19 protein-coding genes and 1 tRNA gene are annotated in these 26,097 nt (G+C 40.8%); 9 read left to right on the forward strand and 11 right to left on the reverse strand.

Annotation, left to right across the window (positions count from 1 at the left end; all coding sequences use genetic code 11):
- Positions 1–20: 20 nt before the first annotated feature.
- From PQO01_RS10535 to PQO01_RS10550, 4 genes are all read left to right on the forward strand, one after another.
- Complete coding sequence (locus PQO01_RS10535) at positions 21–1,562, forward strand: sulfatase family protein (protein ID WP_274313970.1); 1,542 nt, start codon at positions 21–23, stop codon at positions 1,560–1,562.
- Positions 1,563–1,738: 176 nt separating this feature from the next.
- A complete protein-coding gene (locus PQO01_RS10540) occupies positions 1,739–2,452 on the forward strand; it encodes a type II secretion system protein (RefSeq protein ID WP_274313971.1) in 714 nt (237 codons plus the stop codon).
- Between the two features lie 187 nt (positions 2,453–2,639).
- Positions 2,640–3,404, forward strand: coding sequence for a co-chaperone DjlA (djlA, locus tag PQO01_RS10545; protein WP_274313972.1), 765 nt, complete (start codon positions 2,640–2,642; stop codon positions 3,402–3,404).
- 23 nt (positions 3,405–3,427) lie between these two features.
- On the forward strand, positions 3,428–3,748 hold the full coding sequence (locus PQO01_RS10550; RefSeq protein WP_274313973.1) for a hypothetical protein: 321 nt from the start codon (positions 3,428–3,430) through the stop codon (positions 3,746–3,748).
- A 7-nt stretch (positions 3,749–3,755) separates the two neighbouring features.
- Here PQO01_RS10550 and PQO01_RS10555 read toward each other — a convergent pair whose 3' ends face one another.
- The 5 genes from PQO01_RS10555 to PQO01_RS10575 all read right to left on the reverse strand — a co-directional run bounded on the left by PQO01_RS10555 (position 3,756) and on the right by PQO01_RS10575 (position 13,323).
- Positions 3,756–5,417, reverse strand: a complete 1,662-nt coding sequence (locus tag PQO01_RS10555; protein WP_274313974.1) for a sulfatase family protein — start codon at positions 5,415–5,417, stop codon at positions 3,756–3,758.
- A 7-nt stretch (positions 5,418–5,424) separates the two neighbouring features.
- Positions 5,425–7,194, reverse strand: coding sequence for an arylsulfatase (locus tag PQO01_RS10560; RefSeq protein ID WP_274313975.1), 1,770 nt, complete (start codon positions 7,192–7,194; stop codon positions 5,425–5,427).
- A 75-nt stretch (positions 7,195–7,269) separates the two neighbouring features.
- Positions 7,270–8,892, reverse strand: coding sequence for a PQQ-binding-like beta-propeller repeat protein (locus PQO01_RS10565; protein WP_274313976.1), 1,623 nt, complete (start codon positions 8,890–8,892; stop codon positions 7,270–7,272).
- 45 nt (positions 8,893–8,937) lie between these two features.
- On the reverse strand, positions 8,938–10,266 hold the full coding sequence (locus tag PQO01_RS10570) for a DUF1552 domain-containing protein (protein ID WP_274313977.1): 1,329 nt from the start codon (positions 10,264–10,266) through the stop codon (positions 8,938–8,940).
- A gap of 9 nt (positions 10,267–10,275) precedes the next feature.
- Positions 10,276–13,323, reverse strand: a complete 3,048-nt coding sequence (locus tag PQO01_RS10575) for a DUF1592 domain-containing protein (protein WP_274313978.1) — start codon at positions 13,321–13,323, stop codon at positions 10,276–10,278.
- Between the two features lie 392 nt (positions 13,324–13,715).
- On the opposite strand from PQO01_RS10575, the gene PQO01_RS10580 reads away from it, so the two are divergent.
- Positions 13,716–14,537, forward strand: a complete 822-nt coding sequence (locus PQO01_RS10580; RefSeq protein WP_274313979.1) for a metallophosphoesterase — start codon at positions 13,716–13,718, stop codon at positions 14,535–14,537.
- 2 nt (positions 14,538–14,539) lie between these two features.
- On the opposite strand, the gene PQO01_RS10585 is transcribed toward PQO01_RS10580, so the two are convergent.
- Positions 14,540–15,919, reverse strand: coding sequence for a sulfatase-like hydrolase/transferase (locus PQO01_RS10585; RefSeq protein WP_274313980.1), 1,380 nt, complete (start codon positions 15,917–15,919; stop codon positions 14,540–14,542).
- 279 nt (positions 15,920–16,198) lie between these two features.
- Positions 16,199–17,110, reverse strand: coding sequence for a transposase (locus PQO01_RS10590; RefSeq protein WP_337994449.1), 912 nt, complete (start codon positions 17,108–17,110; stop codon positions 16,199–16,201).
- A gap of 74 nt (positions 17,111–17,184) precedes the next feature.
- Here PQO01_RS10590 and PQO01_RS10595 point away from each other — a divergent pair, with 74 nt between their 5' ends.
- A complete protein-coding gene (locus PQO01_RS10595) occupies positions 17,185–18,153 on the forward strand; it encodes an IS1595 family transposase (RefSeq protein ID WP_274313981.1) in 969 nt (322 codons plus the stop codon).
- On the opposite strand, the gene PQO01_RS10600 is transcribed toward PQO01_RS10595, so the two are convergent.
- On the reverse strand, positions 18,128–18,349 hold the full coding sequence (locus PQO01_RS10600) for a hypothetical protein (protein WP_274313982.1): 222 nt from the start codon (positions 18,347–18,349) through the stop codon (positions 18,128–18,130). The genes PQO01_RS10595 and PQO01_RS10600 overlap by 26 nt on opposite strands.
- Positions 18,350–18,786: 437 nt before the next feature.
- Between PQO01_RS10600 and lepB the strand changes: the two genes are divergently transcribed.
- Positions 18,787–19,488 carry a signal peptidase I gene (gene lepB / locus PQO01_RS10605; RefSeq protein ID WP_274313983.1) on the forward strand — a complete coding sequence of 234 codons (702 nt, stop codon included), beginning with the start codon at positions 18,787–18,789 and terminating at the stop codon, positions 19,486–19,488.
- Positions 19,489–19,536: 48 nt separating this feature from the next.
- Here the strand turns inward: lepB and PQO01_RS10610 are convergent, their stop codons facing one another.
- Entirely contained in the window at positions 19,537–20,808 is a 1,272-nt protein-coding gene (locus PQO01_RS10610) for a sulfatase-like hydrolase/transferase (RefSeq protein WP_274313984.1), read from the reverse strand.
- Positions 20,809–20,986: 178 nt separating this feature from the next.
- Complete coding sequence (locus PQO01_RS10615) at positions 20,987–21,925, reverse strand: alpha/beta hydrolase family protein (protein WP_274313985.1); 939 nt, start codon at positions 21,923–21,925, stop codon at positions 20,987–20,989.
- 361 nt (positions 21,926–22,286) lie between these two features.
- On the opposite strand from PQO01_RS10615, the gene PQO01_RS10620 reads away from it, so the two are divergent.
- The gene (locus tag PQO01_RS10620; RefSeq protein ID WP_274313986.1) at positions 22,287–24,563 is read left to right on the forward strand and encodes a NosD domain-containing protein; all 2,277 of its coding nucleotides are present in this window, start codon (positions 22,287–22,289) and stop codon (positions 24,561–24,563) included.
- A 64-nt stretch (positions 24,564–24,627) separates the two neighbouring features.
- Here the strand turns inward: PQO01_RS10620 and PQO01_RS10625 are convergent.
- Positions 24,628–24,699, reverse strand: a tRNA-Gly gene (locus tag PQO01_RS10625).
- 408 nt (positions 24,700–25,107) lie between these two features.
- Between PQO01_RS10625 and PQO01_RS10630 the strand changes: the two genes are divergently transcribed.
- Positions 25,108–26,094, forward strand: a complete 987-nt coding sequence (locus PQO01_RS10630; RefSeq protein WP_274313987.1) for an AAA family ATPase — start codon at positions 25,108–25,110, stop codon at positions 26,092–26,094.
- Positions 26,095–26,097 lie beyond the last annotated feature (3 nt).

Raw genomic sequence — 26,097 nt, forward strand, 5'->3', positions numbered from 1 at the left:
AGAAAATCAAAGGCTTTTACATGCGCTATTTTCTCTTTATAACTTTTACCTTATTGGGTTTATCTTGCTTTGCAGAACAAAAAAAGCTCCCAAATTTCATTTACTGTATCACTGATGACCAAGGTTGGGGTGACGTGGGCTATAATGGTCACCCAGTCATCAAAACGCCTGAACTCGATGCTATGGCAGCTGAAGGCCTGCGCTGCGACCGCTTTTATGCAGCAGCCTCCGTTTGTAGTCCAACTCGAGCCACCGTTGTTACGGGCCGCAATAACTGGCGTGTGAATATCAGTTCTCCAACCGCATATGGGGAAGCTTCTCTACCGAAAGAAGAAATCACCCTAGCGCAATACCTTAAGCCACTGGGCTATACTTCTGCTCATTTTGGAAAATGGCATATCGGTGAATTTGATAAAGAGATCGCGAAACATCACTACATGCCACCATGGGAAGCTGGCTTTGACGTAACTTTTTCGACTCGCAATGTTATTGCCACCTACGATCCCTATCAGAAAGCCAGTAAAGGAAAAAGTGGTGAGGCTCTACTCAATGCCAATAAAATGCTTTACTACGACAACGGTGTGATGATCCCAATGGAACAAGCACTTAAAGATCCTAGCTTAAAAGGTGATGACAGTCGAATTGTAATGGACCGTGCTGAAACTTTTATACGCGACATGGCAAAAGAGGATAAACCTTTCTATATCTACCTCTGTTTTCACGCTGTTCATACGCCTTTAGTCACCATTCCTGAATACCACAAGAAATTTTACTCCAAACTCGATGCGAAGTCCGCAAATTATTTTAGTAACATCTCTGCCATTGATGGCCAGATGGGGCGTCTGCGCAAGCTGCTTCGCGAACTCGATATTGCTGATAATACCATGCTTTGGTACTCCAGTGATAATGGACCTAACCTCAAAAAGAAAGACGGGATCAAATATGCTGAAGCACAGGATGGAAAATTCAATTACACTGCCATTGGGTCAACAGGAGCCTACAAGGGATGGAAGCGTTATCTCTGGGAAGGTGGTATCCGCGTTTGTGGTTTAGTCGAATGGCCCGCTGTGATCAAAAAAGGTATTGATCTTAATTACCCCATTGTCACCACTGACTTTGTTCCCACTGCACTTGCAGCAGTCGGAATTAACCCAAATGCAGATAAACCTCTGGATGGAGAAAACTTACTCCCCTACTTTAAAGGCGAAGTTAGTAAGCGCCAGACTCCCATTGGTTTTCACTCCAATGGTTGGGATGCCTGGATGACTCATCGTTATAAGATTGTTAAAGGCGGTAAACCTGGTCAGGGAACTGAAGGTGAATGGGAGCTATATGATATGCTCAATGATCCACTCGAAGAAAATAATATTGCCAAACAGAATCCGGAAATCTTTCAACAGCTTTACAAGGACTGGGAAGTCTGGGCTGCGGATGCCGCAAAAGACTGCGCTACAACTTTAGCCAAATATCCCCCCATCCCTGGACTCAAGCACCTGACTAAGCACGGTGGAGCTGGAGAAAAAACTAAGAAGAGCAAGGATAAAAAGAAGAAGAAAGACTAACCTTGAAGAAGAAACACAAGTACTAAAAGAACTGGCACTTAAATACATAAAACACAATATTTCGTATTTATAAAATATAAAAAATACATAAAAACACAATTAATTTGGCTTTTCATGTTAAGAGTAATAAGTTTCCCCTGTATTGATTTTAAAGAAAATCAAAGCTAGGGTTCACTATGTCTATAAAAGCCAAACAGAGATTTACATTAATTGAAGTTCTCGTTGTCGTCGCGATCATTGGGATTTTGGCAAGTTTACTCTTGCCTTCATTAAGTAAAGCTAGAAAGAAAAGTCGTATAAGTGTTTGTTTAAATAATCAAAAGCAAGTCGCTACTTCAGTCGCCATGTACGCAGGAGATAATGATTTTTATGCGCCCGACTCCACTGATACTACCTGGGATGACCGCCTTGGACGGGGTTACGATGGAAGAAACCTAAGAGATAATCAAATGGAAAATCAATGGGCAGATGCTTCAGATCTCTACGTCTGCCCTTTAGATGAAAGAGTCAGAAGTGGCGGACGTCATACACGTTCTTACTCCATGAATCAAAAAGGCTCTGCCACTAGTGGATCTGCAAGAGGTATCGTAAGTAATACTTCACGATGTATGTCAGAAATAAATCAAACGAGCGATACTCTACTGATGATGGATTATTCCTCTGCAAGTAATCAACTTGGTTTTGCAAATCGCGCTTTTCGTAAACCTAGTCACGTTAAATCACCCGATGGTAATGATCAAGAATTTTGGACGCATGGTTGGGGCATGTCAAATTACATGATGGTAGATGGCTCTGCTCGAGCATTGGGTTTCATGCAAACATTCTTAGGCCTAAAGAACCCCTGGGAAAACACTAATCCTGCCAACACTATGTGGGATAGTTATCGTTAATTACGAAGCCAAGCGAAAGCATATATAATTCACACATATTTTCCACAGTAATTTCAAACTCTTTGTCAGTCATTGATTCGCAAATCAACGATTATGATAAATAAATGAGAACTTAAAAAAGTACTGAGTTCGATTTGCCCATGAAGACATGTAGTGTTCGAAAAAATAAATTTTCGGAGAAAATCAAATGTCTTGGTTTGGCAAGATTACTGGGGGAACCCTCGGATTCATGATGGGCGGCCCTTTGGGGGCAATTGCTGGTGCAGCACTTGGACATAGTATTTTTGATGCAGAGGCTCAGAATCAACAAGGTCGTATTAGTTCTAGAGAAGAACAAGAAATGGTCTTTTTTGTCAGTATTTTTACTCTAGTGGGTAAAATGGCAAAAGCTGATGGGAAGATCACTCAAGATGAAATCAATTTCATCGAACATTTCATGGCTAATCAACTCAAGTTAGGTGTCAAACAAAGAGAATATGCTATCTCAATTGTACGTGCTTCAAAAGATGATAATACCCCCATCGAAGACTACCTAAAACAATTTGCTCAAGTCTTTCCTCATGCTGATATGCACTTCATGCTTTATGAAGTTCTCTTCACTGTGGCCATGGCGGATGGTCATATTCACCCAGAGGAAGAAGCCCTCCTAAAAAGAATATCACCTTACTTAAAAGTCCCAAGAAATGTTTTCGAATCTATGCAGGCCCGCTTCAATCGTGGTCCTTCTGGACGAAATTCACCTCAGGATTTAGCTAATCATTACAAAGTCCTAGATTGCACTCCAGATATGACTGACCTTGAGATCAAAAAAATATATCGAAAAAAATGTCGCGAATTCCATCCGGATACACTGGCGAGTCGCGGTCTTTCTGAAGAATTTATGGACTTTGCCAAGCAGGAAATTGTTAGGATTAATGAGGCCTACGAAGCGATTAAAAAATCACGCGACTAAAAGCTAAAATCTGCCCGAATGTAATGAAAAATATAAAATCAACTTTAGTCATCATCCTGACAATCATTGCAGGGAGCCTCGTAGGTAATGTGTCGATAGTTTACGACATAGTCTTTTTCTCTGGACTCATTTTTTTATTAGGCGTCGTTACTTACTTTTCAAAAAAAGCTGAGAAAATAGTTTCTGCTACCGTCGAGGAAAGTTCTCTTGAAGAATTAAATCAATGTTTAAAGGATGTTGAAAACTCTAGTGATTTGGATAGCAAAACGAAAAATAACTTAATTAAAGAAATCAAACAAAAAATAGAGCTCAAAGAGAGCTCAAAGAGAGCTCCACAAAACTAGAATACCATTAGTTTTTATCAAAATTTGATTTCTTACCTTTTTTAGCCATCTGCTGCTGTATTTTTTCCTTCATACTCTTTGGTGGCTTTTTGCCCACTTGCGCTAGAGTCGCCTCGTTGAGATAATCTTTGATCAGCCAGAGTTGAGGCCAGGACTGTTTCGACTCAAGGGTGTCGTTCGCCACCGCTTCACCTTCATTACTTCGACCATTGTTGATCACTTCGGCCAATTGTTTCTTCAGCCTTACGACGATTTCCGGATGATCTTGTGAGAGATTGGTACTTTCCTGAGGATCATTTTCCATATTAAAGAGCTGAATTTCGGCATCATTGATTACCGCTTTATCTTTAGGATTACTACGTCTTGACCCACCAATATTATCTAAAAGCAGCTTCCATTTACCCAAACGTACGGCAAATACACCCGCATCAGAATGATGAACCACTGACCTTGCATCGACACCAGGGATTGCTTTTTCTTTCAGTGCAGGAAAAAAGCTTACGCTGTCTTCTCCCTCATTATTAGCGAGTTCCAGCCCATTGACTTCAGCTGCTGTTGCCATCAAGTCAGTTGTACAGATAACCTGATCTGAAACAGTGGATTTTTTTACTGCTTTTGGCCATTTAACAATAAAAGGCACGCGGTGTCCACCTTCGTAAGTCTCGCCTTTTAGACCACGGTAAATATAACTTGGGAAATGTCCCTGCTCCTGCATGGGTTCAAACTTTGCCATGGGAGAAGTCCCATTATCAGCCGTAAAAATAATCATGGTATTATCTTCTATACCCAGGGATTGCACAGTTTTCACTACTTCTCCAACAGACCAATCCGTCTCCATACAAAAATCGCCATGAGGATTCAAGCCACTTTTTCCTTCAAAGCCAGCACTTGGAACAATGGTTGAATGAGGAGAGTTAAGTGGCATGTAGACAAAGAAAGGCTGATCAGGATTTTCCTTAACTTGCGACTTTATCCACTCACATGTTTTTCCCGTAAAACGTGGCAGGATTTCCGATTGTTTAAAACCCTTAGCTACCAATCCAGGTTTGCCATCAATTCCTACTGCCTTTTTCTGTTTATCATCTATAACTTCCAACTCACCAACAGTGTAGCCATCTTCAATAAAACAATGAGGGGAATGATTGGCCGATGCCGCCATACCAAAGTAATAATCAAAGCCGTTTTGATTAGGACCATTTTGAATTTCTTTGCTTAAGTCAACCTGCGACTGATCAGACTTAGAATCTGCTATAGAACCATCCTTGAGAGACCAATCCATTCCCAAGTGCCATTTTCCGATGCATGCTGTGGCATAACCTTCCTTCTTTAGAAGTGATGCTACAGTTTCGCGATTAGGATCAATCAAATGGGGTGACAGTCCTTGAGTTACACCACTTTTCATAGTAGTCCTCCAACTATAACGTCCCGTAAGAATGCCATAACGAGTGGGCGTACAAACAGATGAATTTGTATGAGCGTCCGTAAACATCATTCCATCCGCAGCTAACTTGTCTAAAGCTGGTGTTGGGAACTTACAATCCTTATTGTAAGCTTTTACGTCCCCCACGCCCATGTCGTCAGCTAGGATATAAATAATATTTGGCTTCTCTCCTGCACTAAGAAAGCTGCAACTAAGACTAAGTAAGGTACCAAGAAATTTAAACTTCATTTTCGTTCTACTTCTTTGCGATTTTTTCGTTATACTCAACTGTCACGAAGTAAGCAATTCCATTGATCCCCTCACCCAGGAATGCTGTATCCAATGCAGCGGGTCCTTTTTTAAGATCCACAGTAAAACTCACTTGTGTATCTTTTGCGGTCACAGCTTTTTCCAAAGTTTGTCCAGCAATGCTCATGCGTGCTTTTTCAATGATTTTAGCAGTCTCACCCTTTTTCACTTTGCCATCACTAAAAGTCATCCCTGTGTAAAGCGGGTAGCGAGAAAGCTTAATGGTGTAGTTTCCATCGCGAGCGACATCTATCATATAGGGACCATAAGAATGTTCCAGTTTCTCGGGAGCTCGTTGAGTGAATGACTGCCCCTTCCATTTTGGAGGATTCCCCACAGGTATTGCATAGGCATCTTGACTGGTCATAGCGACTACTGGGGCTTCTGGAGCTCCTACTACAATTCTAACTGGAGCTTGAACTAAGGCTTTGCCCTTGGCGTGATAGGCATCAAAAGCAGCTACAAGTTTTTCAACTACTTCTGGGTGCTGAGAAGCCACATCATTTTCCTGCATTAGGTCTTTAGATATATCATAAAGATTTTTTGATGAAAGCAAGCGCCAGTTTTTCCAAATTATGCAATTTGTTTTTTCGCGATCATCCAATTTCTTTGGATTAAAATAGTAGAAAAATAAAACGCGTTCATCATCTTCTGGAGCTAAAGGCTGAGTTAAATAAGGCTTAAATGAACGGCCATTGAAATCGATTCCTTTTGGAAGTTCCAGACCACAGAGATCGAGCATACTTGGGTAAATATCTAAAACTGATGTCAAGGTATTGTTCTCTGTTCCGGCACCGATATTTCCTGCAGGCCAGCTCATGAAACAAGATACGCGATGACCACCCTCTTCTTTTGATCCCTTTTTACCTCTCATCCCCTTATACCATGTATTAGGTGATGAATTTCCTGCAGCACCCTGTATACCGTCATCTGTCGTATAGAGAAGAATAGTGTTTTCCAACTCTCCTTCTTCTTTTAAGCAAGCCATTAATCGACCAAAGTTTTCATCGAGATTGTCAACCATGCCGTAAAATGTCGCCAGCTTGGGGTTGATACCATTATCGATATGACGCTGAGAATATTTATCGGCTACGATGAGCGGCAGATGAGTCACATTAGGAGCAAGATAGATGAAGAAAGGCTTATCCTTAGTCTCTCTGATAAAGCGCATGGTTTCATTAAAGAATACATCAGTGCAATAACCTTCATACTTTTTGTATTCACCATTGTGAATGTAGGTATCATCAAAGTAATCATTACCCCAGTAATCACCAATTTGACCAACTGCTCCACAACCAAGTCCTACAACTTCGTCAAAACCTTGATCCATGGGACGCATGGGATAATTATCTCCCAAATGCCATTTACCAAATTGCCCCGTCGCGTAACCATTAGCCTTAAAGGCTTCCGCAATCGTGTAGTTATCCCCTCTCATGAGAGTACGTCCCAAGCTCGTTCTCCAAGCTCCCGTATACTCTGCGTATTTCCCAGTCATGAGAGCGGCACGCGATGCTGTGCACATGGGCATTTGATGGAAGTTGCCAAGGCGAACTGAACTCATGGCTACTTTATCAATATGCGGATTCCGCACATGAGGGTTACCCTCATAGCCAAGATTATTCCCCTGGTCGTCAGTCATAATGACAATTACATTTGGCTTATCAGCGAGTACGCTTGAACTCAGCAGCGCAAAAATCAGCATAGAAAAAAGTTTCACAATTCATTCCTTATTTATATGATTAAAATCTCTAATGACATGACAAGATAAATAAAAAGATCTTTGATCGATGACTTAATTATTTTTTATACAAATTAGTTCTTTTAGGTTTCTGAGAAAGATTTCACCCTTAGAATATGATAATGAGTTGAGGGTAAAAACTTGTTCTCTGGGTCCAAGATCATTCACCGAAATAAGTGATTTTTTCATATCTTTTTCTGAACTATCCACTACATAAGTTAGACCAAGAGGCAGAGTAAAAAACAAGTATTGATTGATCTTTGTGGGTGAGCCTGGGAAACACTTTTGGAAATTATCGCCTCGACCACGATTATCGCAGGACACGGCAAAGCCCTGGGAGTTTAAGCCATCATTTTTTTCTTTCGTCTTCCAGAGGTATTGATCTGCCTTGCCTTGTTCACGAAGGACCTCCGTTGGAAGCTCGAGAAACTCAGTTTTACCACTGGGAATATGGTGGCGAACGAGATAGGGTTCATAGCGCATCATGTAAAATAGGTACTCACACGAAACAATACTTGTGTAGGGCTGACGCTCCTGCTTATCAAAGCTACAGTCTAGGGTTTTTATATATTCTTGCTTTTTCTCATCATAATCGTAGCGATCCCCCTTCATTAATGATGAACGACTCAGTTCCTTTCCTGAATTTGTATCGACGCTAGTGTAGAAAAGTTTTTCTTTGCCCACAAACCAGTAGGCTTTTAATTTGTTCCAATGCATATTCGTCAAGCCACCCCAGCGATTTTCTTTTGCATCACCTTCCGGTTCCCAGCTCCACATAGCTTGACCTACGTCATTCTTTTTAAGGCTGATTAAAGTCATACCAAAAGGTTTTTCCGGAACGCCGTGAGCACCTCCACGCCCCATCAACACGGCAGGGCTACCATCATTTAAGTAATTAAAAACCGGCGTGTTATAATGCCCGACGGCTTCTTTGCTGACCCACAAGATCTCACCCGTTTTTTTATCGATAGCTCTGAGGTAATTCCAAAGTTTATTCCTGGTTTGATCTCCTTCACCTGGAGGCTCGACATTAAGTAAGAACTCAACGTTTAAAATAGAATCAAATTGTTTATTAAAGGGACGTCCCCCCGTGGGCATCCAAGTTCGTGACCAAATTTCCTTACCCTCAAAATCAAAGCAAGCCATGCCTCCACTGGCATTGATGCCCCAAACATGTTCACCATCAGTCACGGGACAAATACTCGTGGAATCACTAAAATTATAATTATAACCCGCTGGCATTGTGCCTTTAATTTCACGCTGCCAGATTATTTTGCCATCCTCGCGATTTAGACATAGTAAAATAATATCCGCACTGATGCCGCCATTTTTCTTCTTGGGGTCCATTTTTGCAGCTTCCGCATCAGGAATTGGAGGGTTGATACAGAGGAAGAGTCGATCGCCCCAAATCGCTATACCACCCTGTCCTCCTTCGGGAAGCTCAACTCGCCACTTGATATTTTGCGACTTGCGCACCGACCACTGCAAAGGTACAGAACTTTCCGTATCGATAGACCAATTCCCATTGGGTCCACCAGACATGGGCCAATTTTCCGCACTAAGAGGTAGTCCAAGGAGTACAAAAATAGTGATCGAAATATGTTTAATCCACAGATTTCGCAGATCTCCACCGACAAGAATAAGGGCTATCTCATTACTGTTTTTATAATCATTCATAATAATTCTTCTGTGCTATTCTGAGTAATCTGTGGATAAGTTTTACTAAGCAAAAACTTCTCCTGGAAGCGTACCTGTTGAATCGGAGAAACGACTGCGCTGAATACCTGCGGCATTGAGCATACTCACAAAAAGATTACTCATGGGCGTTTTATCCGTGTACTTGCTAAACGTTCCGTGATTGAGCCCCATGTTTTTACCACCGGCCAGAATCAATGGTAAATTGATAGCATTATGCGTCGTGGAACAGGCACTACCATAAAGCACCTGAGTATTATCCAATATCGAACCATGCTCATCTTTCACCGACTTCATTTGATCAAGAAAATAGGCAAGCTGCTTACTGAGCCATTCATCGTAACGACTCCAGAGCTTTGGGTCACCTGCGTGACTTATACTATGGTGTCCCTTTGTAGCGCCAAGAACCAATTTGGGGTAATTTTCACCAAAGCCCATGCCATCCTCGCGAGCCACCATAAATGTCATGACGCGGGTGAGATCCATTTGATAGCCCAAGACCATGAGATCATACATGCTGCGCACATAAGTCTCGGCATTTTTGGCCGGATCTAAATCGAAGTTAAGGTGTGAAGTCTCCACCTGTTTTAAAGGTGTCCCCAACCAAGCTTCATTACGTTCGAGCTGACCTTCTACTGAATCAAGAGAATGCATGTACTCATCAATTTTCACCTGATCGTTTTTACCAAGATTTCGCTTCAAATCTTTGCTACTACCCATGATTAAATCAACCATACGCTTGCCCTGCTGAATCTTCTTTTTGCGTTGATCTGTACTTCCCATGCCATCTGGCGAGAAGTAACGCTCAAAAATTTGTCTATGCTTATGCTCGGATGGTAATGGTAGGCCCTGTGCATTGTAGGACAAAGTTGATGCACGACTCTTATAGCCCACACCACCATCAGCACTAAAATTAAAACTTTTGTAACGCGTATTTTTACCCAAATGACCTGCCGCCACTTGATCCACAGATATATTATTGTTATATGTCGTTCTGAGGTCACCGGCAGTCAACCAGGTATCTCCAGCGATATGTCCCATAAGTTCACGAGAACGTGGATGTGATAAGCCTCCTAAAATAGTCATATCTGAACGATGATGGTTTAAGGGGCTTAGGGAAAAGTTATTTTTATAATCTTTACCTTCCCCCTGTGGGAACCAGCGCCACTTAATATTCTCCTCATTGCTTTCAGAGGGATTACTCACACCATTGGGAAAATAGACATAACAAAGGCGTTTTGGAGTTTCTTTTTTTACCTGAGATGCCGACATGGCCTCCAAGTATGGGAGTGCACAGGCTACGCCTGTCCCTTTAAGAAAAGTTCTACGGTCTAAATGCCAGGATTTTTTACTCATGATTTGCTCCTAGTTCGCTCTAAAAATTTGATGTTTTACAATTGTTTTTACGAGATCCTGAAAACCAAAACCCTTGGCTTCGACTTCGTCGACTATTTGATCTATGTCCTCATTATCCATATAGGATAAGTCACGTCCTAGACCGTAGGCCAATAAATGGCGTGTAACTGATTCGAGAACACCGCGCTTCTTGTTCTCCATAACGTAGGTTTTGAGTTCATCCAAGCCATCTAACTCTGTACCATCGAGGAGTTCCGTTTTTGGATCTGCTTTTGCATTGAAGCGACCTACCGCATCGTATTTCTCAAAAACCACACCCCAAGGGTCGATCTTTTCATGACAACTCACACAAGAGGATTTTTCACGGTGTAACTCGAGCTGCTGTTTAATGGTAAGGCCTTTAAAGCTCGGATTATCCGCATCGAGTTCTGGGACATTTGGCGGTGGCGGTGGCGGCTCATCATTGAGTAGTTTTTCCATGAGCCAAACAGCACGTTTGATCGGGTGCCCTTGAGTTCCATCTGAATGCCCCGTGAGGATACTACCTTGAGTTAAAATACCTCCACGATGACTTTCGGCACTGACTTTTACAGGTCTAAAATCATTGCCACGCACGCCTTCAATCCCGTAGAATTCAGCAAGGTTTTGATTGAGCATAGCAAAATCGGAATCAATAAAGTCACTTACTGGTAAATTATTTTCTAGGCAGTACTCCAAGAAACTCAGTGTTTCCAATTTCATATCTCGTTTCACAAATCGGGTGAAATCCGGGTACTTATCAACATTTACACTCATGGAATCCAGTCTATCCAAGCGCAGCCATTCTTTTGCGAACTCCGCAATAAAGTCTTTCATACGCGGGTCATTAATCATCCGCTCAAGCTCATTATCGAGCTCATTATTGAGTTTTGCCGTATTCACCAATTCCATTAGTTTCTCATCTGGTGAACTATTCCACAAGAAGTAAGACATCCGGTTCGCCAAAGCTTGATCGTCAACTTTTTGATTGGCTTTCTCCTCGCTAAGGTAAAGAAATTCTGGTGAACAAAGAATCGCCACTAAAACTTCTTTCACACCATCTTCATAGCGTTGGTAATCTGCCTTAATTTCCTTCCAGTAATTAAAATAACGATCAACTTTTGCAGGAGTCACATTTTTGCGGAAAGCGCGATTCATGAAGTCTTGGATTACAGCCTTTGTATAAGTATCTGAGCTTTTGTCACCTGTAGGAAAGATCTCTTTATATGAGAGCATGGGCCACTCGGGGTAATAAGGCGCCTCGAACTCGACAGAGTGCACTTTCAAAGGAGCTCCAAAGACTTCTTTTGATTTTACCAAATTATCATTATAGAGTCCCACAATCATGATGTTAGCCAACTTGTTTTGCGAACTCAAATCTTTCACTGGAACGGGAAGATCTTCAAGGCGGCCTTGGAATTCATAGATATCTGGTACGCCAATTTCACCCTTGACGACTTTTGACGAATCAAATACTTTATGGTCCATGCCATCATCTCCACGTGCACCGACAAAAGCCTGAATTGAGGGCTTCTCATTTTTGTAAAGGGCCTGGGATGCCTCTGCTCTCTTTTTGGCCTTTGAGAATTTGGCTTCGAGTGGATTATCATCTCCAAGTGGGCTAATGATTACTTTAGCCAAACCGAGGAAGTTGGGTGAAGAAAATTCGATCTCGTGTTCACCTGCTTTGAACTCACTGATCACCATGGGACTTAAAATCAGCCCTGGATTCTTTTCCGTCTTAGATTTTGATTTAACCTTTAAGCGATATTCCTGGCCATCAGTTTGTAAACCTAAGACACCGTTCTTATGATTTTTAGCTAAAGTCGGTCTTATTACGTCAATTTGATACGCACCGTCAGCGGGGATGTTTATTTTGAAAGTTGCTTGAGAAACATTACCTCGATCAACTCCTTCTAGAATACCATTGTTGATCGTCATATTTTTACCCATCTGGGCATCAGAAGCGCTGAAAATCTGTGCTCCTTTCGGAGTTGAAAGCTCATTATTTTCATAGCTTACTTGAGTCTCTGTCACGGGTAAAAAACCAGTCTTTGTCTCGAGGTAATCACTTCGAGAGGCTTTCACCCTAAATGCAAAAGGCCCTGCTTCTGGAAAGTGGTTTCTGATAAGCATTTTTAGATTGGGACTTGCTCCATGCCAGGATGTGGGAGCTTTTTCCACATGGGGCACTGCACCGTATAAAACCACGCCATCTTGCGCCATGCCAAAGCGCTCGCGATCCGAACCACGAAAATCTACCATGATGCTTTTCTTCACATCTTCTACCAAGTCACCTTGAGGAGTTTTTGCTTTATCGTCTAGTTTATTTCCTTGATCATCGAAAACATGAGTATGGAAATTCTTAGCACTCAAGTCAATGGTCTTGTAACCACTGATTTTCCCGTAAACTTTATTAGAAATCTTATCACCGAACTCAAGTTGATAACGACGACTGGTTGGTTTTTCTTCTGGGCCAATGGCCGCATCCAAGGCTTCGCGGGCAATTTGTTCGTAATACTCAAACTGAAGTTGCGACATGCTTAGGACTTCACCGGAATTACTGAACCCCATGTGAGACAAGGGATCCGGCGGAAGTTTTTTGCCAAACTCAGCCTCAAGACCTAAGAGATCCTGAAGTGTATTGGTGTACTGCTGTTTCGTGAGGCGGCGCATCACATTGTTTTGCTTACCGCGCTTCATTTCCTTAGCAACTTTAAGCTCATAAGTCATCCAGTCTACAATTGTCTGGCGCTCTTCTGCACTAGGTTGCTTCACATCCTCAGGGGGCATATCTTCGGTATTGATCACATCTAAAGCCGCATGCCACTTTTCTGCATCCATACCTTTGATCATATCTGGATCTAGAATATCGATACGCACTTCACCTTTCTGCTTTCGTTCGCCATGGCAGCGTATACAAAAAGTTTCTAGAAGTGGTTTAATTTCTTTTTCAAAATCATGGGGTGATTTGTCGGCTGCCTGAGCACTAATTGCTAAGCCCGCAAAACCTAAAAAACTCAAAAATCGTTTAGTCATCTTATACTCGCATATTTTTTCTTTCATATACAAGTACAAATCAATACCTTGGATCTTTGAGCTCTTAGTAAAATTATTAAACTTTTAAAAAGAATACTTTCTTCTCTGATGAAGAATTAGTTTTTATGCTTTTTCTCTTTCTGCCTTTTTTCTTTCCCATTGTTTAGCCCCTCCGAAGCAATTATAGTTATCTTCATAATTATAAGAACCAAACAACTGTGAAAAACTTTGACCTGTATAGATAAAAATCTATAGCAACAAGTGTATCAAAGCTTTCTTGGACCTGTTCTTTATACAAACCTTTTAAATTTAAACTGAGGCATAGCATCAATACAATATTAAACATTTTAAAACTGAGTTTACTAATCGCCGTTTTCTCTTCTTGTTCAAGTATGAGAGACAAGCCTGTTAATTTTGGCGCCATTGCCGATTGTCAATACTGCAATCAAAAATCTAAAGGCGTCAGAAAATACACTTTATCTAAGCAAAAATTAACGGAATGTGTTGATCATCTCAACACCATGGATTTAGATTTTGTCGTTCATTTAGGGGATTTTATTGACAAGGATTTCAAGAGTTTTGATGAAGTTCTCCCCATCTATAACAAACTTCAAAGCCCTCATCACCAAGTCCTCGGCAATCATGACTTTGATGTTGCGGACGAACTTAAAAAAGATGTCCCCAGTAAAATGGGAATGCCCGCCAAATACTATGATTTCAAAAAACATAACTGGCGCTTTATCATCCTCGATGGCAATGATCTAAGTTTCCATGCTTACCCAAAAGAAAGTGCGCAATACAAAGAGGCTGAAGTTTACTACAAGACAAACAAGATCAAGTCACCCAAATGGAATGGTGCCATTGGACCGGTACAAATAAGTTGGATAGAATCCTTACTAAAAGAAGCACAGAGCCATGATGAAAAAGTCATCCTCTTTTGCCATTTTCCCGTTTATCCTCAGGACCCACACAACTTGTGGAACTCGGCAGAAATCATCACTCTACTTGAAAAGTACTCTTGTGTTAAAGCCTATATCAACGGCCATAATCACAAAGGGAATTACGCCCTAAAAAATGGTGTTCATTACTTAACTCTCAAAGGCATGGTAGATACCGAAGAGAATTCTTACGCCACTCTACTTTTAAATAATCAATCTATTTCAGTACAAGGCTACGGACGAGAAAAAAATCGTTCGCTCTCTATTGATAAATAAATTTAAGGTTGAACTAAGCTCCAATCACGGTCGTAGAGTTTGAGCTGCTCTTTTTTCCAACGGGCTCCTTCCATAAAAATCGGGTGCGGAAGACGCACATCCCAATCACCCAATTCTTTGAGCATCTTTTCTAGACGGTCTTTTTCCTCGAAGGCTAAGTTATTTTGTTCAGCTAAATCAGTTTTTAAGTTATAGAGCATGGGCAAACGATCCGGAAGGCGAACGAGTTTCCAGTCACCACTCACCATGGCGGCACTAATGGTAAAACGCCATTTAAGCGATTCATGGGGCTGAGCAGACTTTTCTCCAGTGATATAGGGAATTAAGTTCACACCATCCATTTCATCAGCTTTAAAAGAACCTCCGGCGAGCTCGGTAAAGCTTGCCGCTAAATCGAGAGCACTCACTGGATGATCAAAATTCATCTCCGCTTTTAATTTTGCTGGCCAGGTCATGCTAAAGGGAACGCGAATACCACCCTCAAGTAAAACCCCTTTCCCACCACGAAAAGGGGCATGGAGTGAGGCATTATTGGGCGTGGGCCCACCATTATCACTGAGAAAAACCACGACCGTATTATCATAAATTTTCTGAGCTTTTAATTCTGCTACAATCTTACCGACATTCAGATCGAGATTGTGGGTCATGGCACAGTAAGCGCGACGTTTTTCATTTTCGATATGAGCATAAAGTTTTAAATCTTCCAATTTAGCATGCATGGGGGCGTGGGGAGCATTAAAAGAAGCAAAGAGGAAAAAAGGCTTACCTTTATGGCGACGGATGAAATCTACGCATTCATCTCCTTTATCATCCGTGATGTAAGTGATTTTTTGAGCTTCTTTATAATTGCACTCAATAGGACAATCATAGCCCTTGCCTTTGGGCAGAGATCTAAAGTAGTGATGACCGCCTCCTAAGTAACCCCAAAACTCATGGAAACCGCGCTTCAAAGGATGATATTGCTCTTTGTCCCCAAGGTGCCACTTGCCTACCAGACCATTAGTGTACCCTAAATCGGCTAAACGTGTAGCCAAAGTTTTTTCACTTAAGGGAAGACCGTGAAATTCATCTTTAAACTGCGGCAAGTAGTTGGTCAAATTATTATCGAAACCAAAGCGAACTTGATTCTTTCCCGTCATCAAGCCCGCACGTGAAGGCCCACAAACCGCCGATGAGACATAGCCTTGTGTGAAAATCACGCCATCATTAGCCAAGGCATCAATATGGGGTGTTTTAATTTGACTACTGCCGGTAAAACCCACATCGCCATAGCCCAAGTCATCAGCTAATATTAAAACAAAATTAGGTTTTGGAGCGGCTAGTGAATTCAATGCCATTAGAGTAAATAAGGCAAAGCACAATTCTTTAAATCTGGGGAACATAAATATCTCTTCTTTCTGCTTAAAGTTACACACATGAAAAACATTTGGCGTTTCTCTTTCTCTCATTACTAAACAGAACTCATGCCTATGACATTAATGACAAATAAAAAGATATTTGAGCCTTTTGCAAAACTATAGATTCTAGCGATGTCTTTTCGATCAATGTGCTCATGCTTTTTTGAAAGAACGTCCAAAACTCTAGATTTGTAAACTGTTTTGTATAAATGTATCAAATCCTAACACAATGGTATCATGACGTTTAGTTTCGATGTTGTTTTTTTAAACTAGTTTAAAGAGTTGGTTTGCAGTAATAGCAATAATGCCAAACATTAAATGAGCCATGACCTTCTGATGCCCTTTAACTCTAATAGCTCTACCACCATAACTATCTTTTAGGTAAGAGTTTACTCTTTCCACACTAGAACGTTCATTGTATCGCCTTTTTTCTAATGGCTCAAATTGTTTTTTTGTTCCACCTCTACGTGGATTGTGATCAATAATCGGAATATGACCTAAATCTTGACTGAACTGGTGTATAGAAGGTGAATCATAAGCGGCATCCATTAGATCATATAAATTCGTAAAGCGTTCTTTACTCATCTGAGTTAATGGTATAGCGACTTGGCTATCATGGACCGATGCAGAGGTCAGTATAACTGAAGCAGGTATATCACCATCAATACAGTCAATGTGTAACTTGTAGCCTTTGCATGAGCTATTATAACCATTGCTGTTCCGTTTATTGCCTTTATTACAATGGTTTGGAAGTTCCGATATATTCTCTTCAAACGTTTGACCAAATTGACGTTCAACAACTGTTTTTTCCTTAGTCCGTATATCGCCCCTTTTTGGTCGTCCTCGCTTTCTAGTTATTTTTGTATCGCTTACATATTTATGAACTATTTTCTCTCGAGCTTCAATTGCGGTGGAGTCTCGACTGACATGACCTATGACTCGTTTTGAACAATTTGAGATAATCATCTTCTCGTGAATCTTTTGACAAAGCTCTGTGTTGGCGATATCTGCGAAGACACGTGAAAACTTACTTTCGTGAGGGATATTTTTCTTAAACTCCCATCCACACAAACGTCGGAGGGTCGGAGCTGATTCAAGATAGCTAATTAAACTACGAGTCGTATCCAGATTATAGACAGCTTTAGCAACGAAAGCTTTTAAGATATTGGCTATGATCCAGTTAAAGGTGTTTTATGAGCAATTGAGCCTTTCGCGTATTATATTAAGTATATAACGATTGGAGAAAGCAAATGAAACAAGTGCAATTCAACAAGATCGTAGCACAGTTTCAGAACTTGAGTCACGACCAACGGCTTCAGTTACGCAAAGAAATCGAACACTGTTCAGAGCTTAAGGAGGTCTGTGATTTACTGGAAAGCCGTATCGAGACGAGACCTTATTGTCCTCATTGTGAAAGTAGTAATTTTATCAAACACGGCTTTCGTAACAATTTAACGCGGTATCGATGTAAAAGCTGTTTTAAAACGTTTAATGCTTTGACGGGAACACCTTTGGCGAAGTTGCGTAAGAAAGAGTTATGGATGACTTACTCTCAATGTCTACTAGACTCAAAAACACTTCGGAAAGCTGCCAAGTTAAGCAAAATAGCTCTGGGCACCTCATTTAAATGGCGACATCGCTTCATGGCTATTTCGCAGAAAAATGAAACACAAGTGTTGTCAGGTATAGTTGAAGCTGATGAAACCTTTTTCCTTAAATCACAAAAGGGAGACCGACATCTCAACCGTCCACCACGAAAACGAGGTGGAAAAGCGAAGAAAAGAGGCTTATCAAAAGAGCTTGTTTCAGTCTTAGTCGCCTGTGATAGAAGCGGTCATGAAGCTGATTATATAACTGGGTCGGGACCACTTTCATGTCTATGGCTAAGGAATAATTTCAAACAACATCTTGATGATCATGTCATTTTTATAACAGATACAGCCAAATCATTTACTGCCTTTTCTCAACAAGAAGAGATTGCGCATATAACAATAAATATCAGTCAAGGCCAGAGGCAAAAAGGTGTTTATCACATTCAAAACGTAAACGCCTATCACAGCGTACTCAAAAACTGGATGAAAAGGTTTCACGGAATTGCGACTAAATACTTAGATCATTACCTCGGTTGGTGCAATGAACTGCATACTCGTAGAATCTCAGAACCTCTTGAACTTATAAAACTCGCTTTTGAACTCAAACCACCCTTAAATAAAACATAGCCAAGATATTTAAACGATCCTGTGACTTACGTCCAATTCTTTTCCATTCCAATTCGAAGACAAACTGATCCAGTTCTGCAAGTGTACAAACCTGAATGAATTCACGTTCTTTTTTATTCAATTCTTCTGTGAGTAGTTCTTCTAACTGTGGAAATAAGTACGATTCGATGGTATTCCATAAGTTGAGTAGATTCATGTTTATCCTCTTTTTGTTGTGGTAACAATTGAGATAGCATGTTTCTACTTTTATTCAGCTTATTTCAAGACTTTTGCAAAAGGCTCACCCAATAAATAATTTCATATCAACAAACCTGTTTACATAATTTACGACTGAACGAAATAAATACTTTTATGGCAACCAAGCTAAGTAATGAAACGCTATACAAGCATGATTACGCAGACAGGTTAAGCGTCTTACCAATATGTCAATAAAACTTACCTTTAAGAATTATTTTGATGTGGATAAGCTCATAAATCAAATAAATAGAAGTGTACAAAAAAGTAAGCCATGATTATTATTTAAATCACTTCATTTTTGTTTTGACAATTACCAATTATCGAATAGCTTGTATATCTAAACCGACAATATAAATATCGTAACACGATCAAAACAAGACAGTTAAAGGAGGGAATATGACAAATAAAGTAACTCAGTTTTTCTATATTCTATTTAGAAAGTTCCAAAATAGAATTAAAAATTACGGAGTCAAAAAGAAATATAAAAGCGACCTCCTATTTCTCTTTTTCTTGTTGGTTTTTGCCTCTTCCGGCTTTTGTTCATATGTCGTTCCCACAGCTTCAATGGATCCTACTATAAAAATTCAAGATCGTTTTTTTGCCAACAAACTTTCTTATCGATTAAAAATCCCCTTTACCAAGCAGAGCGTCATTGATTGGAATACACCTCAGCAAGGTGACATCATTGTTTTCAAATATCCAAAAGATGAGAGCATCCCCTATACAAAACGAGTTATTGCTGTTCCTGGAGATAAAATTGAATTAGTTAATAAACAAGTTTTCGTGAATAGTGCAGAACTTCAATTAACTTTATTGGAAGAAACGAGTGATCACTACTTATTTGAAGAAAATTTAAACGGCTTAACATATAAAGTTAAATTCTCAAAACATATTGAACTAACTGATAACATGCCCGAAATCACTGTTCCTGAAGGACAATATTTTGTTATGGGTGATAATAGAAATAACAGCTCCGATAGCCGTATATGGGGCTTTGTTCCAATTGACAACATCGATGGTAAATTGACTTTTAGGTGGTTTGGCTTTAAAGAAAAGTCCTATCTACCAGATCTTGATCGACTTGGAAAACTTGAATAAGGTCTTAGAACCTCCAAAAAAAAAACATACTGTACGTATATTTATCAATTAAAAACACGAAATCACATTTCCTACTTTAAATTCATTATTGGCCCCTTGAACCTGTTCTTTAGCTTTGCGGGGTTCGCGCTGATCTTTGGGCTTGCGAACACGCTCTTTGCCATCTTTAGTCTTTTTTTCTTTCGCAGTTTTTTCCTTTTTAGGCTTTTTAGTCTGCCCATTCTCAGCAATATCTTTCATTTGCACATAGTTCTTCATAAAGGTTTTTTGAACATGGTCTTTCTTTTCATCCCAAGGGAGTGTGCGGTCGAGTAGCTTGCCGTATTCACTGTAATTACGATCCGCCATGGCATGATCACGAATATGCTGCACTTGAGTATCAAAAAGCTTGCGCATCTCTTCGAGTTTCGCTTCCATTTCAGGATTATTAACTAAATTATTCATTTCAGCAGAATCCTTCTGACGGTGATAAAGTTCTTCCGCGGCAGTCATACCATCTCCTTCAAAATACCAATAGATGTACTTATAATCTTCCGTCACCATCGTCATTTCATGCGTGGCTGCAGAACCCCAAAAATTGAACACTGGCATGGCTTCACGGACTCGTAACTCACTATCTTTTAAAACGGGAAGCAAGCTCTTACCATCAACCTTTGCGGGAATCGCAATCCCCGCAAGATCACAAATTGTCGGGTGAATATCCACATTGCCACTCACACCTTTTGAACGCTCGCCAGCTTGATTACTGCGTGGATCCATGATGATCATTGGGCCACGAGAAGGACCTTCGTAAGGAAGCACTTTTCCGCCAAAACCATGAGAACCACAGCTGTAGCCATTATCGGTTGCATAGATAATGACGGTATTATCGGCTATACCCTCTGCTGCGAGTTTCGCAGTGATTTTACCAACTGCTTGGTCGATTCCATAAATCAGTTGATTATATTTGCGCATGGATTCTTGATATTTCTCAGGAGCAAAATCATTGATCGTCAAATATTGACGTCCCAACTTTGCCTGTGGTGGAAGCTTACGTGCACCACCTTCATCATAATTCGCACGCTTTTTCCAGACAGTGTCTTTGTAAACATCATCATAAGCCGGGTCAGGTGAGAAGGGTTTGTGAGAAGACTTGAAACTCAATGACAGGCAAAAAGGCTTATCCTGTTTTTTTGCATCATCAATAAATTCACAGGCCGCCGCAGCTGTTGCCATAGTCACGTGAGGGTACTGCTCGGCAAACTTCACCATGTACTTGTTCTTCTTCGTGTCGAAATAACCCTGCCCCGTCCAACCGTACCAACGATCAAAACTATCCATGGGAAGTGCATCGTAGGTATGATAACCACTGATTCAAACTGATGTACACAGGTTTTTCGAGAGTTTAAATTTTTTCGTTCTTAAACAACTGTCTCCCAACCGTCCCCCAACCATCTTCCAATTGTCTCCCAGCGAATGAAATGAGCGAACTGATGCCTGCCAACTGAGCACTTCAGTGCTATTTATTCATCGGAGGCTGAGAAATAAATTCCTGAATAATGACTTTAACTTCTTTGCCACTAACTCCGTGCTTAGCTCCCACAGCTTTGACATGCTTAAAGTTCCCATTCAGGTATTCATAGATGATTAACTTATTGTTTGCAGGGTGAGGCTTACCTGCGGAGTCCGCTAACTTAGTCCCCTTTTCTCCCATATGAACCGCCCAGTTATAGAAGGTTTCCTGAGCAGGTAAAAACTCAATCCCTAGAGTTCCCGTCCCCCCATTGTAAGGTACTATTTGATCATCTGTTCCATTGATTTGTAAAAAACGTCTTCCCTTCGCCGGGACAATTGGAGTCTTATTATCTGCATTGCCTTTAGGATCCCAAAGAAAATTTTTGCCATCATAACGATCAGGTGACATACCACCAATCGATGCAATCCCATGATGAAAAGTGTCTTCTTCTAATTCAATCATTAAAGAATACAAAAGTCCCGCACCATTTGATGAACCATGAATAGCTATATTACTGTCATCAACTATTTCACATGTTTTTAAATGCTTAATAATTTGCCTGATAAAATCTACATCAGGTCTTTTTTGTGACCAACCCTTGTTGTAACCATCTGGGGCAATCACTATGCGATCAGTCATTCTTTTAAAGTTCCTTATTTTACGTTCTCCCGACCCACCTTTTCCATGTAGCGCTATATACACAGGGTAAGGTCCTGCCCCATTGGGTACCTGAACGTAAACAGCTCGATCGTAGTCTTTAACTCCAAACCAGGATTGAAGTATATGAAAGACCCCAGACTTCAGCACGCCATGTTCCGCTTGATACGCAGCTGCTTTTACGACGTTTTCTTTTGTATTTCGTTTTTTCTTGCCTTGTGCAAACAACGTAGAAGACATCATTATCGAGCTCAATATCATCAGTAACATTAACTTCCTGTTCATTTTTATCTCCTTTTCTTTCGCAATCAATTCATTTAATAAATCAGCTATTTTAAGCCTTTTCACAATCACTACGCATGCAAAAGACTGGATCTATCTTTTCTTGCATTTTATCTATTAGAACATTTTTTTGATTGCAGACTGCAAGCCGTTCTGTAGTGTGTAAAACGAACGATATGCACGCGACAAACGAGCTAAATGCCAACTTTCTTTTAAAGTGATCCCTTTAGAGACAAGATACCTTAAGTAAGCAGATCTTTTTTTTAGCGATCCCCCCAAAAAATCATTCTCTCCTGTCTAAAAGGAGTTAAGTCACTCGTCTTAGTTCTGTATTAATTATCAAATCAATTAAACAAGGATGATTATGACTAAAAGTACATTTAATAAACTCGCCTTTGGACTTGTGGGACTCGGCCTTTCGCTAGGTCTTCAAGCTAAAGATTACTTTATCTCACCAAAGGGGTCTGATTCCAATCCCGGAACAATTGAAAAACCCTTCGCCAGCTTAGAGCAAGCTCGTGATACAATTCGTGGTCTTTCACTCAAAGAAAAGCAAGATGACATCAATGTCTTCCTACGTGGTGGTGTGTATAAACTGAATAAAACATTTATCCTCAATACTCAAGACAGTGCTTTAGATGGATATAAAACCACTTATGCTGCCTACAAAAACGAAATCCCGGTTCTGAGTTCCGCAGTAAAGATCAATGGCTGGAAAAAAGCTTCTGGCATTGCTCACCTCAACTCAAAAGCCAAGGGCAAAATCTGGGTTGCCGATATTCCAAAAGAAATCAAAAACCCTCGCGTCCTTTTCGATGGCGATGTTTGGCAACCGCGCTCAAATTCTGAGAGTTTTTTAGGCGAACCCTATGATCATGAACGTGCCGACTCAATGGGTCCGCTTCACGAAAAAGACTTATGGACCTGTAAAAAAGTCCCTTGGGATCCCAAGTACGATCACATTTTCCGCCAATGGGAAAACATTGAGGATATTGAATGTGCCCTCGTTCCTGTGCCATGGACCATGTCTTTGATTCAACTCAAAGATATCAACATCAAAGAACGTTACTTAACCATGGCTTTTCATGCCAATGCTGCAGCTTATGGTAAAAAGAATTTCTGTACCAACTGGCTAGAAAATAGCGTCGACTTCATTTCCGAGCCAGGTAACTGGGCGAGTAATACAAAAACGGGCAAAGTTTACTACTGGCCCAAGGGCGATAAGCCAGGAAATATGACTTTCCCAGCACTAGATGTACTGATTAAAGTTGAAGGTGATATTGACTACAAAGGCCCTGTGGACACCCCCGTTCGCAATATCGTTTTTAAAGGACTCACTTTTAAACACGCAAAACGCGGCGATTGGTACAAAGATCGCAAAGGTTGGGGCATTCAGCACGATTGGGACACCTTCGATTTTGATAATGCCCTCTTACGCTTCCGCGGTGCTGAAAACTGCGAAGTTACTGAATGTCATTTAACGGCCACAGGTGGATCTGCGATGCGCCTCGACTTACATGCTCAAAATATTGACATCAATAATAACCTTATTTCTTACACGGGTCACATGGGTATTTTACTCTGTGGTTATGGTCCAGGTACCAAAGACGTGAACCGCAATAATATCATTCGCAATAACATCGTTCATCACGTGGGCGAAATCATCTGGAATGGACACGGCATCTTCGCTTGGCAGTCTGGAAACAACAAGATCATTAACAATACTATTCACGACGTGCCCCGTAAAGGAATTGGCCTCTGTGGTGTGCGTTGCCAAATGTTCATGGCTCCGGACAAATGGTGGGATGAAGGTTGCCAAACAATTCGTTGGCACGAAATCAAAGACTTCCTCGGTGATGACCTCAATTTGAATGATAATCGCGTTTATGCGGAGCGTTGCGCCCCTTTTCTACATGCTCGTAACAACTTGGTCGAAGATAACCTAATCATCAATGCTCTACGTCGCCTTAATGATGGCTCAGCACTGAATATTTCGGGAGCAGGCAAAGGCAATATTGTGCGCCACAACATGGTTCGTGACCTCGTTCGCCACAACTTAGTTGGTATTCGTACAGATGACTGGCAGCGCGATACACTTATTATAAATAATATTGTCATGAACAACATCCACGGACGTGCTTTTGTACTCAAGGACCGCAACAACTTCATCAACAATATCGTGTATAACGTTGGTCAAATGATCACCAACCGTCCCTATCCAAAGCAGGAAAGCTTTGTCGATGCACAATTCATTCGCAATATTGTCGTAGACGCTAAGAAATATGGTGGCATACTCGAACAGTCGACTTTTAAAGATAATATCTATTTCTTTCCAGATGCAGAAAAAGGTATTGCTCGCCATAAGAAAAAAGGCGCTAATGACATGAGTACAATTGCCGATCCACTTTTTGCGGATCCTGCAAACGGTGACTTCACCCTGAGTCCTGATTCTCCCGCACTTAAACTTGGTTTCAAACCCTTTGATACTCGCCGCGAGAGCTTTGGTATTCGTGAAAAGAGCTACCCTGCTCGCCTTAAAGCTTTGGATTCAGATAAAGATCTAAATGATATCCACGACCCCGCAGGTAAAATGATTCAAACCAAGAATCCACATAAGCCTACTGATATCAAGAAAAAATAACACCAGTTTTACATAGTAGTAAAAACAAAAAGCCCCGAAAGAAATCTTTCGGGGCTATTTTAAGAGCGAGTGATGAGACTCGAACTCACAACATTCACCTTGGCAAGGTGATGCTCTACCATTGAGCTACACTCGCTTGTGTGCCTAGATAATAAACAAAAAATGATATATATCAAACTCAAAAAAGTATTTTTATAGTCTTTTTTGTTTTTTCTCCAATAAAGTCCGATTTCTTCAGTAAAGTCACCTGAATTTACGCCAATTTATACAGCTCGTACTGAAAGGGCTGATTCCTGCGTAGATTAAGGTTCTATTGAGCTCACTTTTTTAACGTAAGATTAAAAATCATCCTTCAATATGTCCATATAAGCAAATAGCTGTTGTATATAATTGTTAGAACTTTATGATACTAGCGATTATTAGAATTAAGTAAGATCCCTACTTGGTGAAAATGTCTTGTTTTTTACAAAGCACTGTAATTTATACTGATTCACTACGTAGTACTTAATAGAATCTTAATAAAACTTTTTTAGAGATATACATTATGAGCACCCAGACCAAAAATTCTTTTGAAGAAGAACTCGAAAAACTCAATCACATCAAAAGCGAAGTCGCTAAAGTCGTTGTCGGCCAAAGTGAATTGATCGAACGCTTACTCATTGCCATGCTCTCGAATGGTCACGTTCTCATCGAAGGTGTACCGGGCCTCGCAAAAACATTAACCATTTCTACGCTGGCACAAGCCCTAAATGTCGATTTTAGCCGCATTCAATTCACTCCAGATTTATTACCTGGCGATGTGATTGGCACGCAAGTTTATAACCAAAAGACGCATGAGTTCTCTGCTCACAAAGGCCCCGTGTTTGCCAACATGGTTTTAGCTGACGAGATCAACCGCTCACCCGCTAAAGTACAGAGTGCACTTCTAGAAGCGATGCAGGAAAAACAAGTCACTATTGGCGGAGAAACCTACAAGCTTGACCAGCCCTTCTTAGTTATGGCGACTCAGAACCCAGTTGAACAAGAAGGGACTTATCCCTTGCCCGAAGCCCAACTTGACCGCTTTTTATTCAAACTCTGCGTAACTTACCCTGATTTTGATGAAGAACATGAAGTCATGAAGCGCATGGCTTCTAACAAAGAGCTCGAAACTGTAAATAACGTGCTCAATCCCGAAGAAATCATTAAAATGCGTGAAGTTGTGGACCAAGTCTTCAGTTCAGAAGAAATTGAACGCTACATCATTCGCTTAGTCGACGCGACTCGCTTCCCTGCTAAATATGGTCTCGATCACTTGAATCGTTACATTTCCCACGGTGTTTCGCCTCGTGCGAGTATTTCTTTACTCAAGGCATCGAAAGTCTATGCAATGATGCAAGCCCGTGACTTCGTCTTACCCGACGATGTAAAAGTCATGGCCAAGGATGTGATGCGTCACCGCATTAGTATTTCCTATAAAGCGGAAGCTGACGAAAAAACTACTGATGATATCATTAACGAATTACTTTCTGCTATCACCTATAACGGCTAAGCT

This window comes from Lentisphaera marina (assembly GCF_028745505.1).
Lineage (GTDB): Bacteria > Verrucomicrobiota > Lentisphaeria > Lentisphaerales > Lentisphaeraceae > Lentisphaera > Lentisphaera marina.

Coding starts and splice junctions, on each gene's coding strand:
- PQO01_RS10535 (WP_274313970.1), top strand. CDS start 21: ATGCGCTATTTTCTCTTTATAACTTTTACCTTATTGGGTTTATCTTGC.
- PQO01_RS10540 (WP_274313971.1), top strand. CDS start 1,739: ATGTCTATAAAAGCCAAACAGAGATTTACATTAATTGAAGTTCTCGTT.
- djlA (WP_274313972.1), top strand. CDS start 2,640: ATGTCTTGGTTTGGCAAGATTACTGGGGGAACCCTCGGATTCATGATG.
- PQO01_RS10550 (WP_274313973.1), top strand. CDS start 3,428: ATGAAAAATATAAAATCAACTTTAGTCATCATCCTGACAATCATTGCA.
- PQO01_RS10555 (WP_274313974.1), bottom strand. CDS start 5,417: ATGAAGTTTAAATTTCTTGGTACCTTACTTAGTCTTAGTTGCAGCTTT.
- PQO01_RS10565 (WP_274313976.1), bottom strand. CDS start 8,892: ATGAATGATTATAAAAACAGTAATGAGATAGCCCTTATTCTTGTCGGT.
- PQO01_RS10570 (WP_274313977.1), bottom strand. CDS start 10,266: ATGAGTAAAAAATCCTGGCATTTAGACCGTAGAACTTTTCTTAAAGGG.
- PQO01_RS10575 (WP_274313978.1), bottom strand. CDS start 13,323: ATGACTAAACGATTTTTGAGTTTTTTAGGTTTTGCGGGCTTAGCAATT.
- PQO01_RS10580 (WP_274313979.1), top strand. CDS start 13,716: ATGAGAGACAAGCCTGTTAATTTTGGCGCCATTGCCGATTGTCAATAC.
- PQO01_RS10585 (WP_274313980.1), bottom strand. CDS start 15,919: ATGTTCCCCAGATTTAAAGAATTGTGCTTTGCCTTATTTACTCTAATG.
- PQO01_RS10595 (WP_274313981.1), top strand. CDS start 17,185: ATGAAACAAGTGCAATTCAACAAGATCGTAGCACAGTTTCAGAACTTG.
- PQO01_RS10600 (WP_274313982.1), bottom strand. CDS start 18,349: ATGAATCTACTCAACTTATGGAATACCATCGAATCGTACTTATTTCCA.
- lepB (WP_274313983.1), top strand. CDS start 18,787: ATGACAAATAAAGTAACTCAGTTTTTCTATATTCTATTTAGAAAGTTC.
- PQO01_RS10610 (WP_274313984.1), bottom strand. CDS start 20,808: ATGGATAGTTTTGATCGTTGGTACGGTTGGACGGGGCAGGGTTATTTC.
- PQO01_RS10615 (WP_274313985.1), bottom strand. CDS start 21,925: ATGAACAGGAAGTTAATGTTACTGATGATATTGAGCTCGATAATGATG.
- PQO01_RS10620 (WP_274313986.1), top strand. CDS start 22,287: ATGACTAAAAGTACATTTAATAAACTCGCCTTTGGACTTGTGGGACTC.
- PQO01_RS10630 (WP_274313987.1), top strand. CDS start 25,108: ATGAGCACCCAGACCAAAAATTCTTTTGAAGAAGAACTCGAAAAACTC.